Origin of the sequence: Massilia sp. UBA6681, from assembly GCF_002454935.1 — a bacterium.
In the GTDB taxonomy this organism is placed as follows: Bacteria; Pseudomonadota; Gammaproteobacteria; order Burkholderiales; family Burkholderiaceae_D; genus Telluria; species Telluria varians.
On sequence record NZ_DKJX01000051.1, the window covers coordinates 41,354 to 52,819 of the forward strand.

Annotated in this window: 13 protein-coding genes; 6 read left to right on the plus strand and 7 right to left on the minus strand. The window is 69.3% G+C overall.

What is annotated here, in order from left to right; genetic code table 11:
- Positions 1 to 214 precede the first annotated feature (214 nt).
- Positions 215 to 1,303, plus strand: a complete 1,089-nt coding sequence (locus B2R83_RS07760) for a mechanosensitive ion channel family protein (protein ID WP_292039837.1) — start codon at positions 215 to 217, stop codon at positions 1,301 to 1,303.
- A gap of 12 nt (positions 1,304 to 1,315) precedes the next feature.
- On the opposite strand, the gene B2R83_RS07765 is transcribed toward B2R83_RS07760, so the two are convergent.
- The 5 genes from B2R83_RS07765 to B2R83_RS07785 all read right to left on the minus strand — a co-directional run bounded on the left by B2R83_RS07765 (position 1,316) and on the right by B2R83_RS07785 (position 5,255).
- Positions 1,316 to 1,732, minus strand: coding sequence for a YgiW/YdeI family stress tolerance OB fold protein (locus B2R83_RS07765; RefSeq protein WP_292039839.1), 417 nt, complete (start codon positions 1,730 to 1,732; stop codon positions 1,316 to 1,318).
- Positions 1,733 to 1,795: 63 nt separating this feature from the next.
- The gene (locus B2R83_RS07770; protein ID WP_292039841.1) at positions 1,796 to 3,148 is read right to left on the minus strand and encodes an ATP-binding protein; all 1,353 of its coding nucleotides are present in this window, start codon (positions 3,146 to 3,148) and stop codon (positions 1,796 to 1,798) included.
- Entirely contained in the window at positions 3,141 to 3,854 is a 714-nt protein-coding gene (locus tag B2R83_RS07775) for a response regulator transcription factor (RefSeq protein WP_292039843.1), read from the minus strand. Before B2R83_RS07775 ends, B2R83_RS07770 begins: the two co-directional genes overlap by 8 nt.
- Before the next feature lie 5 nt (positions 3,855 to 3,859).
- Complete coding sequence (locus tag B2R83_RS07780) at positions 3,860 to 4,324, minus strand: MarR family winged helix-turn-helix transcriptional regulator (RefSeq protein ID WP_292039845.1); 465 nt, start codon at positions 4,322 to 4,324, stop codon at positions 3,860 to 3,862.
- A gap of 82 nt (positions 4,325 to 4,406) precedes the next feature.
- Positions 4,407 to 5,255 (minus strand): fumarylacetoacetate hydrolase family protein, encoded by an 849-nt coding sequence (locus B2R83_RS07785; protein ID WP_292039847.1) that lies wholly within the window; start codon positions 5,253 to 5,255, stop codon positions 4,407 to 4,409.
- A 141-nt stretch (positions 5,256 to 5,396) separates the two neighbouring features.
- On the opposite strand from B2R83_RS07785, the gene B2R83_RS07790 reads away from it, so the two are divergent.
- Both B2R83_RS07790 and B2R83_RS07795 read left to right on the plus strand, forming a co-directional pair.
- Positions 5,397 to 6,071 (plus strand): GntR family transcriptional regulator, encoded by a 675-nt coding sequence (locus tag B2R83_RS07790; protein ID WP_292039849.1) that lies wholly within the window; start codon positions 5,397 to 5,399, stop codon positions 6,069 to 6,071.
- Positions 6,064 to 7,395: a cryptochrome/photolyase family protein gene (locus B2R83_RS07795; protein ID WP_292039851.1), complete on the plus strand. Its 1,332-nt coding sequence runs from the start codon at positions 6,064 to 6,066 to the stop codon at positions 7,393 to 7,395. Before B2R83_RS07790 ends, B2R83_RS07795 begins: the two co-directional genes overlap by 8 nt.
- Here the strand turns inward: B2R83_RS07795 and B2R83_RS07800 are convergent.
- Positions 7,388 to 8,785, minus strand: a complete 1,398-nt coding sequence (locus tag B2R83_RS07800) for a DUF1254 domain-containing protein (RefSeq protein ID WP_292039853.1) — start codon at positions 8,783 to 8,785, stop codon at positions 7,388 to 7,390. The two genes, B2R83_RS07795 and B2R83_RS07800, sit on opposite strands and share 8 nt — an antisense overlap.
- 150 nt (positions 8,786 to 8,935) lie before the next feature.
- Between B2R83_RS07800 and B2R83_RS07805 the strand changes: the two genes are divergently transcribed.
- The 3 genes from B2R83_RS07805 to B2R83_RS07815 all read left to right on the plus strand — a co-directional run bounded on the left by B2R83_RS07805 (position 8,936) and on the right by B2R83_RS07815 (position 11,082).
- Positions 8,936 to 9,292, plus strand: coding sequence for a hypothetical protein (locus tag B2R83_RS07805; RefSeq protein WP_292039854.1), 357 nt, complete (start codon positions 8,936 to 8,938; stop codon positions 9,290 to 9,292).
- Positions 9,293 to 9,331: 39 nt separating this feature from the next.
- Complete coding sequence (locus tag B2R83_RS07810) at positions 9,332 to 9,751, plus strand: hypothetical protein (RefSeq protein WP_292039856.1); 420 nt, start codon at positions 9,332 to 9,334, stop codon at positions 9,749 to 9,751.
- A gap of 131 nt (positions 9,752 to 9,882) precedes the next feature.
- Positions 9,883 to 11,082, plus strand: coding sequence for an NADH:flavin oxidoreductase (locus B2R83_RS07815; RefSeq protein WP_292039858.1), 1,200 nt, complete (start codon positions 9,883 to 9,885; stop codon positions 11,080 to 11,082).
- A gap of 60 nt (positions 11,083 to 11,142) precedes the next feature.
- Here B2R83_RS07815 and B2R83_RS07820 read toward each other — a convergent pair.
- A partial coding sequence (locus tag B2R83_RS07820) for a hypothetical protein (protein WP_292039860.1) occupies positions 11,143 to 11,466 on the minus strand: 324 nt, incomplete at its 5' end.

Consider the following 11,466-nt stretch of genomic DNA (forward strand, 5'->3'; position numbering starts at 1 on the left):
TGGTGGCCGCCGCAGGCGCCCGGCAGCCGGGATCATACCAGCGTGTTTCTACCGAAAAAGGGATTGGGACGCATTCACCGCTAATTTACATTAAGGTATTTACATTTGTACCAATGAATATGCATTGTTACACTGGATAATCCGGGCCGAGCCGTGCGTCACGGTGCCGGTATCGATGGCAGCCTGATGAGATGCAAACAGAACAAGGAAGACGATGGATTATTTGATCTGGAATAATGACCTGCTGACCTGGTCGATCGCCTTCGGCATCGCCATCGCCACCTACCTCGTGCTGCACGCGGCCCGTACGATCGTGGTCCGGCGCATCGAAGCCTTTGCCGCCCACACCAGCACCTGGGTCGACGACCTGGCGGCACGCGTCCTGGCTGCCACCCATCCGCTGTTCATGCTCGCGCTTGGCTTGTATGTCGGCTCGCACTGGCTCACCCTCACCGACAAGACAAGCACCCTGCTGTCGCACCTGGTGGTGACGGCCCTGTTGCTGCAGATGGCGCGCTGGGGCGACGTCGGCGTACACGGCTGGCTGCAGTTCTACCGCACCCGCCGCAGCGCGCAGGACGCCGCCGCCGTCACCTCGACCGCCGCGCTCGGCTTCGTCGCGCGCACCTTCATCTGGGCCGTGATCGTCCTGATGATCCTCGATAACTTCGGCGTCAACATTACCACCCTGGTGGCCAGCCTCGGCATCGGCGGCGTCGCCGTCGCCCTGGCCATGCAGAACATCCTGGGCGATTTGTTCTCGTCGCTATCGATCGTGCTCGACAAGCCCTTCGTGGTGGGCGACTTCATCAGCGTGGACGAGCTGTCGGGGACCGTCGAATACGTCGGCCTGAAGACCACGCGCATCCGCGGGCTCGGCGGAGAGCAGATCGTGTTCTCCAACAGCGACATGCTGGGAAGCCGGATCCGCAACTACAAGCGGATGCAGACCCGCCGCATCGTGTTCGGCATCGGGGTCGTCTACGAGATCACGAAACAGCAGCTGCTGGCCATCCCGGGCATCCTGCGCGAGGCGGTCGAAGCGCAAGCGCAGGTGAAGTTCGACCGCGCCCATTTCAAGGCCTACGGCGCCTCCTCGCTCGACTTCGAAGTGGTGTACATCGTGCAGTCGCCGGACTACGCCGTCTACATGGACGTGCAGCAGGCCATCAACATCGCCCTGTTCGAGCGCTTCGAGCAGGAAGGCATCGGCTTTGCCTATCCGACCCAGACCGTCCACCTGGCCAATCCGGAAATCCGCCTGGCGCGGGCCAGGCCGGCGCCGCCGGAGACGGCGCCGTGAAGCGGCCGGCGCTTACTTGCCCACGACCTTGATCTGCTTGACTTCGAAACTGGAGTCGCCGAAGGTCTCCTTGTCGAATTCGCCGCTCAGCTCGACCACCGTGTTCTGATCGATGCTCACGCCCGCCGGGAAGTGCTCGGGTTCGATCTCGACGGTGATCTTGCCGCTCTGGTCGGCGAATTCGTAGTCGTCCCCGCCCTTGTGGCTGAGCAGCTTGCCCTGCAGGCGCGCGTGCTGGTCGTCCTTGCCCTTGTCGAGCAGTTCCTTGGCGGTCGTCAAGGGGACGCTCGACGGCCCCTTGTAGCCGGGAGTCGCGGAAGCCGCGGCCGGCTTGGCGGACGGCCCGGTATAGCCGGCCGGCTGGCCGATGGCGAAGGCCGATGCGGCCAGCAGGGTTGTAATAGCAGAAATCTGGAGAATGCGTTTCATGTTGGCTCCTGGTGTGAATGATGGGACACAGGCGCATTACACCGGCCGGACATTAAACCGATCTTAAGAAGGCCAGTCGAGCGTCACGCCCAGCCCGCGCCCGCCCAGGCCCGGCCCGAAGGACAGCTTGACGCCATGCAGGTCGGCGATGCGCTGGACGATCGACAGGCCAAGCCCGCTGCCGCCCTCCTCCTGCCCCAGCACCCGGAAGAAGCGTTCGGTCAGGCGCGCCCTGCTGGCGGCGTCGACCCCGGGGCCGTCGTCGCGCACGGCGATCCGGTCGCGGCCCGCATGGCGCAGGGCCTCGACCTCGACCCGGCTGCCGGCCGGGCAATAGCGCAGCGCGTTGCCGACCAGGTTGCGCAGCACGATCTCCAGCATCTGCGGGTCGCCCTCTACCTGATCGATCGCGCTGTGCAAGGCGAGGTCGATGCCGCGCCGCGCCGCCTCCGGCGCATAGTCGGCGCGCAGCGCCGCGAACAGGGGCGGCAGCGCCACCGCCTGGCTCACCAGCTGGGTGCGCGCCAGCGGGTCCAGGCGCGCCAGCGCCAGCAGGCTGTCGACCAGCGCGGTCAGGCGCCCGATGTCCTGGCGCAGCTTGTAGAAGGACTCGGCCAGGCCGGGATGCTGGCGCTGCAGCAGCTGCACGTGCATGTGCAGGCCCGCCAGCGGCGTGCGCAGTTCGTGGGCCGCATCGGCCGTGAAGCGGCGCTCGGCCTGCAAGGCCTGGTCGAGGCGCCCCAGCACCTCGTTCAGGGCGCCGACGATCGGCAGCAGTTCGCGCGGCTGGCCATCGAGCGCCACCCGCGCCAGGTCTCTCGGGGTCTTGGCGGCGATGCTGGCCGCGGTGCGGCGCAGCGGCGCCAGCACGCGCCCGGTCAGAAACCAGCACACCAGCCCCAGGAGCAGGAGGATGCCGAGTGCCGGCAGCCACAGGGCCTCGGCCAGGTCTTCCAGGATCTCGAAGCGCTTGTCGACGCGCTGGCCGACCTGCACCTCGAAGCGCCGCGCCCCGTCGCGCACCACGAACACGCGCCAGTCGTCGCCGTCCACCCGCAGGTCGGCAAAGCCATGCTCGTCGTCGAAGCCGCCCACGAAGGGATGCGCCGGGGCGCCGGCGCTGCGCTGGACGACGCGGCCGCCGGCCACCACCTGGTATTGCATGTCGACCCGGCGCACCCCGTCCCCCTCCATCGGCGGCAAGGGAGCCAGCAGGCCGCGCGCATCGAGGTCGGTGGTGGCCGCCATCAGCATATAGGCCGATTCTTCGAGCGCATCGTCGAACACCTCGCCGGTTTCCTGCCAGGCGATCGCGGTGAGGGTCCCGAGGCCGGCCAGCCACAGCACGCTGCTGGCGGCGAGGATGGCCGCCAGCAGGCGCCGGCGCAGCGACCAGGGCCCGGCAGGCTTACGCATGTTCTTTCAGCCGGTAGCCGAGGCCGCGCACCGTGACGATGCTGTCGCTGCCGAATTTCTTGCGCAGGTTGTGGATGTAGACCTCGATGGCATTGCTCTCGACTTCCTCGCCCCAGCCGTACAGGCTTTCCTCGATCTGGGCGCGGGTGACGATGCCGTTCCTGCGCTGCAGGAGCGCGAGCAGCACGTGGTACTCGCGCGCCGTCAGCGCCACCGGCTGGCCATGCAGGCTGGCCTGGCGGGTCTCCAGGTCGAGCGCGATGCCGGCGTGCGCCAGCAGGTTGCTGGCCTGGCTGGCGCCGCGCCGTACCGCCGCACGGATGCGCGCCGACATCTCTTCCAGCTCGAAGGGCTTGACCAGGTAGTCGTCGGCGCCGGACTCGAGGCCGGCGATGCGGTCGTCGACCGAGCTGCGGGCGCTGAGAACACAGATCGGGACCTCGTTGCCCTCCTTGCGCAGGGCGGTCACCACCCCGGTGCCGTCGAGCACGGGCATGTTCATGTCGAGCACGACGGCGTCGGGTGCGGCATCTGCGACGACCTGCAGGGCGAGCGCCCCGTCCGACGCGGTGAGGACCGTGAAGCCGGACAGACGGAGCCCGCGCTCGAGCGAGGCGAGCACGTCCGGGTCGTCGTCCACGACCAGGACGGTTGCGGTGGCGGTCACCTGAGCATTGTGCCCGGCGACCGCGACGTTTCCCCTCATCTTCGTCACTCCTCCGGCCGCGGACGCACTCGGTCGGATCGTGCGATGAGCGTGTCGGCGACCCGGACGAACGCGTCGAGGTCGTGCGGATCGACGCCGTCGAACAGGCGTTGCGCGGTGCTCGCGCGCAGGTGCCGGACCCGGTCGGCGTCGCGGTGACCGCGCTCGGTGAGCGCGACGATGTGGGCGCGCCGATCGGTCGGGTGCGGGTCCCGGCGCACGTGCCCGGACTTCTCGAGAGCGTCGACCAGTGCGGTCACCTGGCGGGTGCTGCAGCGCAGCGCGCCCGCGAGATCGCGCTGCGTCATCGGCGGATTCTCGAGGACGCACAGCAGTGCCCGGGTCCGTGCGGTCGTCAGGCCGAAATCGCGGGTGCCCGACTGCAGCGACATCGACAGGTGCTCGGTGAGCACGTAGGCGCGACCGAGTGCGGCGTCGGCGTCGTGGTGGTGGTCGGGATCCTCGGGCACGGCGGTGATGTTAGTTCATTGTGAATGCTGTTCACTGAATCGGACGCCGCCGGTGCGGGTGGGGGAGAGGCGCGCGAACCGCCTACCTCGGCCCGGGCACGCAGCGCTGGACGAGCGATCCGATGCCCTCGATGCGGCTGGTGACGACGTTGCCGGGAACGAGGAATCGCTGCGGAGTGCGGCCGACGCCGACCCCGGCCGGGGTGCCGGTGAAGATCAGGTCGCCCGGGCGCAGTGCGCACACCGCCGACAGGTGGGCGACCAGCTCCGCGACGGGGAACATCATCTGGGCGGTGCGGCCGGACTGGACCGTCTCGCCGTCGATCTCGCACGCGATCGCGAGGTCGTCCCGGTCGGTGAACTCGTCGGGGGTCACCAGCCAGGGCCCGGTCGCGCCGAAGCCGGGGAACGACTTGGCGAGCGAGAACTGCGGGGCCGGCCCGGCCATCTGCGAGGTCCGCTCCGAGAAGTCCTGCCCCACGGTCAGTCCCGCGACGTACGCCCACGCGTCGTCGGCTGCCACGCCGATCGCCTCGCGGCCGATGACGGCGACCAGTTCCACCTCCCAGTCGACGGTGTCGGTCGGCAGCGCCAGATCGGTGTCGGGGCCGGTGAGGCAGCTCGCGAACTTCGTGAAGGTCGGCGGAGCGTCGGGTGCGTCCAGCCCGGTCTCGGCGGCGTGGTCGCGGTAGTTGAGACCGATCGCGAACACCTGGCTGGGCGCCGGGGACGGTGCACCGAGGTCGCGGCTGTCGAACGCCTCGCCGGCGGCGGTGCCGGAGACGGTGCGCGCCCAGTCGGCGAAGGCCGGCCACTCGGCGTAGACCGCGGCGGGATCGGGGCCGAAGCGGCCGGCGCTGGCCGTGTGGACGTCGACGGCGCGGTCGCCGTCGATCAGAACGGTGCGTCCGGAGAGGTTGGCCACGCGCATGGCGATCGTTCCTGTCTGTGTCGGTGAGCGCTTCCGGCTGGGACGCCGGGGAGTGTGGCGCCCAGTAGACCCGAGAAATATCGGAAAAGCAATATAATTTCGAAACTTGACTCGTGATTCGGAACGGCCTGTACTGGCGGGATGGCCAGAGCGACCGGTACCCGCGCGGACGAGATCCATGCGCGGCTGCGCGCCGACATCCTCGGCGGCGTCCTCGCACCGGGAGAGAAGCTCGCCTTCGGGCAACTGCAGACCCGCTACGACGTCAGCACCGGCGTGCTGCGCGAGGTGTTGCCCCGGCTGGTCGAGCAGGGGCTCGCGGTGTCGGAGGCGCAGCTGGGCTTCCGCGTGGTCCCGGTGTCGGTGCCGGATCTGGTGGAGTTGACCGACGCTCGCGTGTTCGTCGAATCGGAGGCGCTGCGTCGGTCGATCGCGCACGGTGACGTCGAATGGGAGTCGGCCGTCCTCGCCGCGCGCCACCGGCTGTCACGGACCGCGCCCGTGGATGCCTGCGGCCGGGTCTCCGAGGCGTGGCTCGCAGCGCACAGCGCCTTCCACGGCACCCTCCTGCAGGCGTGTCCCAACACCCGGCTCGTGCACATCGCCCGATCGCTGCGCGACGTCTCGGAGGTGTACCGCTGCTGGAGCGTGCGAAGCCCCGAATCCGCGGCCCGCGACGTCGACGCCGAGCACGACCGCATCGCGGCGGCCGCCGTCGACCGGGATGCCGACCGTGCGGTGGACGAGCTGCGGCGCCACATAGAACTCACGACCGACCTCCTGGTCGCCGGGCAGCGGGCGGCACACGATGTCTGAGTCACTGGTCTGGTTCCGCCGCGACCTGCGGGTAGGGGATCTGCCCACGCTGAGCGCGGCAGGGGAACGCGCGCTGGGGTTGTTCGTGCTCGACGACCGGCTGCTCGGCCCGTCCGGCGGCCCGCGACGCGATTTCCTCTATCGCAGCCTGTCCGCGCTCGACGAGCAACTCGGTGGACGCCTGCTGGTGGTGCGCGGGGACCCGGTCGAGGTGGTGCCGAGGATCGCGAAAGCGGTTGGCGCGCAGGAGGTACACGTTAGTGCCGACTACGGCCCGTACGGGCGGGAGCGGGACGCGGCCGTCGCGGAGCACGTGGACCTGGTGGCCACGGGGTCGCCGTACGCCGTCGCGCCCGGCCGGGTGACGAAGGACGACGGCAGCCCGTACAAGGTGTTCACGCCGTGGTTCAAGCGCTGGCTCGACCACGGTTGGCGCGGACCGGCGGGCACCGGCGCGGACACGCTCGACTGGATCGACCCCGACGACGTGGAGGGCCGGGGCCGACGGGTGCGGATCCCGGCGCCCGACGCACCCGGTCCGGAAGCGGGTGAGGTTGCGGCGCACGAGCGTTGGCGCGAGTTCTGCGACGACGACCTGCTCCGCTACGACGACGAACGCGATCGCCCCGACCTCGACACCACCAGCCGGATGTCGGTGTACCTCAAGTTCGGGAACATCCACCCGCGCACGATGCTCGCCGATCTGGCCCGTCGGCGCAGCCGCGGCGCCGAGCAGTACCGGCGTCAGGTGGCGTGGCGAGACTTCTATGCCGACATCCTGTTCCAGCGTCCGGACAGTGCACGTCGCAACTACGACACCAAGTTCGACGCGATCCGCCACGACGCCGGACGCGACGCCGACGCGCTGTTCGCGGCGTGGTGCGAGGGCCGCACCGGTTACCCGATCGTCGACGCCGGCATGCGGCAACTGGCCGCCGAGGGCTGGATGCACAACCGGGTGCGGATGATCGTCGCGTCGTTCCTGGTGAAGGACCTGCACCTGCCCTGGTGGCGTGGGGCGCGTTTCTTCATGCAGCACCTGGTCGACGGCGATCTGGCGTCGAACCAGCACGGCTGGCAGTGGACGGCCGGGTCCGGCACCGACGCCTCACCGTACTTTCGGGTGTTCAACCCCACCGGGCAGGGCGAGAAGTTCGACCCCACCGGCGACTACGTGCGGCGCTGGGTGCCGGAACTGCGCGGCATCGGCGGCAAGGCGGTGCACACGCTGAAAGATGCTCGGCCGGAGAACTATCCGGAGCAGATCGTCGACCACGCCGAGGAACGTCGCGAGGCGCTGGCGCGGTACGGCGAGCTCAGCTGAGCGGGGGCACCCGGACGAAATCTCCCGGCCGCCACGTGCCGTCGAACGCGCTCTCCTGCGGACCGTAGATCCGCAGGTACGCGAACCAGGACCGGCCGGGGAGCGTCTCGACCCACAGGTTCTCCACGCCGACCGGTGCGTTCGGGCCGAAGTACAGGTCGATCGAGTCCGCGTCGTCCTGTGGCAGTTCGAAGAGCGAGCGTACGGCTGCCCTGCCCAGCGGAGTCTGGACCTGCGACCGGGTCTGGGCGTCGTAGACGGTGAGTGACCAGAACAGGCCGGCCGGAACGGGTGTGGGCACCGTCAGCGTGTAGTCGATGCTGCCGTCGAGGTAGTCGCCCTGCGCGTCCCGTGTCCCGAGCCAGTACAGGGAACCGCCACCGACCTGCCTCCGGAACATCGCCGGGGACGCGACGATCGCCTGCGCGAACCAGCGGTCGCGGGCCTCGAGATCGAGCCCGGCGGGGGTCTCGAAGTCGGCGTTGTCCGGCACCAACCCCACCCATTCCCATGCGCGATCCGGCCACGCGATCCGGTCGGGGCGGGTTCCGGCGAAGGCGGACACCAGCATCTGATCCCGCCCTGCCCGGGCGGCGCGTTCGAGGATTCGGGTGGTGCGCGCGTCGGGTGCGAACGGTTCGCCCTTGCGGATCCCGAGTCCGGCCAGCAGTCCGTACATGGGCCGGAACTCGTCCACCACCGGTTCGCGGTCGAGGATGCCGTGCAGCACCTTCCAGAACTCGATGTCGTCCTCCCAGCGCAGGCACGTGCTGTCGAGGGCCTTGTCGGTGAAGTCGACGAAGTCCAGGCACTCGGTGTCGGCGCCCAGGCGGTGGATCTTGACCTCGCGCAACGCCTTCAGTGCGCCGACGATGTCCCCGCCGACGGGTAGCGCGCGCAGCGCCATCAACACCGTGAACGAATTCGACCGGCCGATGTGGTGGCCCGACGGGACGTCGCCGTCGTATCCCGGTGGCAGCACGACGTGCCGTCCGCCCTTGCCCTCGTCGGGGCCGGGAATGCCCATGTCCATGATCCACCGTTGGTGGTGATCGTCGACCAGACCGATGTAGGGGCCCGCGGGAAGTTCGATCACCATCGGCCCGTCCGTCAGGTCGAGGGCGGCCGCGCCGTACGGGGTGTCGGAGTTGAGCGTGAATCCGACCTGGAGCGGCCCGGTCGACGCGATCCCCACGGCCACGTTGTCCGCGATGCCGATCTCCCGGTTGCCGTTGAAGATTCCCTCGACCGAGACGGTCGGGTACCAGAACCGGTAGGCCGTCACCGCTCGCTGGTAGTCGGCGTCGTCGCGCGCGCGGGACGCGGACGCTGCCGTCGGGTACCCACCGGGCAGCTCGTACGGGGCATCGTTCGGGTCCGGTGTCGTCATCGCATGTCCTCCGTCGGCGGGCCGTTCGGTCCTGTCCCACGAATGAACCGCACCGTCGCGCCGTCGGCCTCATCCGTGGGGGGTGAGCGTCGGTTTCGTTCCTCTCGGGTTCGGGTAGGTGACCGGAGGAAGTCACGTGGAAGGAGGCCCATGACACGGGACGTGGAGAAGCGGTGGTCGGACCCGCAAACCTTTCGGCGGGCGGCGCTCTTCGACGCGGCCACGATCGTTCTCGCCCTGATCGCGATGGCCGTCACGATCTCGGTGGGGTCCGGGGCCGGGGACTGCGCTCCCGACGAGGGGCGACTGTGCACCGACACCGCACGCATCGTCGTGGTGGTGGTGCCGTCGGCTCTGCTGCTGCTCGGCGGTATCGCTGCTTTCGTCCAGACGTACCGCGTGTGGCGTCGCAACGGGACGTGGCCGATCTGGCAGGCGGCGGGCTGGTTTCTGTTCGTCCTGATGCTCATGTATCTGGGTATTGCGGTGCGCAGCGTGACCGGCTGAGCGCGTTTCGAAACGTGGTGGCCGGGGAACCTCCTGAGCATGACCAGAGCAGTGATCGCCGGAATCGCGGTCGGGGTCGTGCTGCTCACCGCCTCCTGCGGCGACGATGGCGAGCACGTCGAACACAAAGGCCCGGAAGGGCCGGCCGCCACCACCGACGTGATGCCCTCGCACTCGGACGAGCACCATCACGTCCAGCCCGCGATGCGCGCGTACGACCCGGCTCGGGTGGCGGCTTTCGTCGCGTCGTTCCGAGCCCAGTACCCCCAACTGACCGTCGACCGCGACGACGGGGATATCGCAGAGATCGCCATCGAATCGTGCGAGGATCTCGGGAACCACGTCGACGCGGACGCGGTGAGTTCGCGGATCGTCGCCCGTGCCGGGCACGCCGGCCGGACGCCGACGGCTGAACAGTCCCGTGAGATCTACGGACTCGTGGCGACCGTCTGTCCTTGATCGCGGACCTGCGCGTGTCCCACCCACGTGCGTGGCCCACCCGCGCAGGTGTCCCACCCAGTGGACACCCCCACTTTCGAGACCGCTGGCATCGGTATAGCCTCGGGCCGCTCCCGACGGAAGGACTCGCGGTGTCCCAGATCACTGCCCCCGATGTGTTCGCGCCGGCCAAGCTCGGCCCGATCACGTTGCGCAATCGGATCATCAAATCCGCGACGTTCGAGGGGCGAACCCCCCAGGCGCTGGTCACGGACGAGTTGATCGAGTTCCACCGTCAGCCCGCGGCCGGCGGCGTCGGTATGACCACCGTTGCGTACTGCGCCGTGCAGCCCGAGGGGCGCACCGAGCGCGGCCAGCTGTGGATGCGTCCCGAGGTGGTGCCCGGGCTCCGCAAGCTCACCGACGCGATCCATGCGGAGGGTGCGGCGGCGTCCGCGCAGATCGGTCACGCCGGCCCCGTCGCGAACGAGAAGTCGAACGGACTGCCGGCCCTGGCTCCGTCGACGTCGTTCAGCCCGCTCAGCATGAAGAGGATTCACGCGGCCAGCGCGTCGGACATCGCGCGGATCACCCAGGCGCACGCCGACGCCGCCGGATTCGCGATCGAGGGCGGCTTCGACGCCGTCGAGATCCACTTCGGCCACAACTACTTCGCGAGCTCCTTCCTGAGTCCCAAGCTGAACAAGCGCAAGGACGACTACGGCGGATCGCTCGAGAATCGCGCGCGGATCGTGCGGGAGACGGCCCGCGCCGTCCGCGAGGCGGTCGGCGACCGGATCGCGATCCTCGCCAAGCTGAACATGGACGACGGTGTGCCCGGCGGGTTCTGGGTGGACGAGGCGATCCAGGTGGCGCAGTGGCTCGAGGCCGACGGAAGCCTCGACGCGCTGGAGCTGACGATGGGCAGCTCGCTGCTCAATCCGATGTACCTCTTCAAGGGCGACGCCCCCGTCCGCGACTTCGCCAACGCGATGCCGCAGCCGGTCAAGCTCGGCGTGCAGCTGGTGGGCAAGGCGTTCATCAAGGCCTACCCGTACGAGCCGCTGTTCATGCTCGAGGAGGCCCGGCAGATCCGTGCGGCCGTGAAGATGCCGCTGGTGCTGCTCGGCGGCGTGACCGACAGGGCCGGCATGGACACCGCGATGGAGGAGGGGTTCGAGTTCGTCGCGATGGCACGGGCGCTGCTGCGGGAACCCGATCTGGTCAACCGGATCGAGGCCGAGTCCCGCACCAGGTCGCTGTGCATCCACTGCAACAAGTGCATGCCGACGATCTTCTCGGGCGCCCGCTGTGTACTGGTCGACCCGGGGCCGGTGCGCATCGGCGGCTGACGCGCACGCGTTCTCGACGGCTGACGCGCACGCGTTCTCGACGGCTGACGCGTTCGCGTCCTAGATACAGTCCCACGCGAACTCGACAGCCTCGCGGACGTCGTCGGCCCACTCCGCCCAGACCTGCTCGGCGGTGAGCAGACCGGCGACGCCGCACAACGAATCCGTTGCGGCGCGGACGATGTCGAGTACGAGATGGAACTGGTAGCCGCCGACCGCCGCGAGGTGGCCGTAGTCGGTCTGTTGCGGCGAACCCTGCAGCGACGCGACTCCCAGCGGGCCGCCGTCGCGGCTGGTCGCGGCGCCCGAGGTGGCGAGTTCGACCACCCGGGCGATCGCCCGCGTGGGCTCGGGCAGCGCGAGCGGAGCGGGCGCGGTCACCAC

Excerpts from the sequence above, each read along its gene's own strand:
- B2R83_RS07790 (WP_292039849.1), top strand. The coding sequence starts at position 5,397 with ATGGCCAGAGCGACCGGTACCCGCGCGGACGAGATCCATGCGCGGCTG.
- B2R83_RS07775 (WP_292039843.1), bottom strand. The coding sequence starts at position 3,854 with ATGAGGGGAAACGTCGCGGTCGCCGGGCACAATGCTCAGGTGACCGCC.
- B2R83_RS07810 (WP_292039856.1), top strand. The coding sequence starts at position 9,332 with ATGACCAGAGCAGTGATCGCCGGAATCGCGGTCGGGGTCGTGCTGCTC.
- B2R83_RS07805 (WP_292039854.1), top strand. The coding sequence starts at position 8,936 with ATGACACGGGACGTGGAGAAGCGGTGGTCGGACCCGCAAACCTTTCGG.
- B2R83_RS07795 (WP_292039851.1), top strand. The coding sequence starts at position 6,064 with ATGTCTGAGTCACTGGTCTGGTTCCGCCGCGACCTGCGGGTAGGGGAT.
- B2R83_RS07765 (WP_292039839.1), bottom strand. The coding sequence starts at position 1,732 with ATGAAACGCATTCTCCAGATTTCTGCTATTACAACCCTGCTGGCCGCA.
- B2R83_RS07785 (WP_292039847.1), bottom strand. The coding sequence starts at position 5,255 with ATGCGCGTGGCCAACCTCTCCGGACGCACCGTTCTGATCGACGGCGAC.
- B2R83_RS07770 (WP_292039841.1), bottom strand. The coding sequence starts at position 3,148 with ATGCGTAAGCCTGCCGGGCCCTGGTCGCTGCGCCGGCGCCTGCTGGCG.
- B2R83_RS07800 (WP_292039853.1), bottom strand. The coding sequence starts at position 8,785 with ATGACGACACCGGACCCGAACGATGCCCCGTACGAGCTGCCCGGTGGG.
- B2R83_RS07760 (WP_292039837.1), top strand. The coding sequence starts at position 215 with ATGGATTATTTGATCTGGAATAATGACCTGCTGACCTGGTCGATCGCC.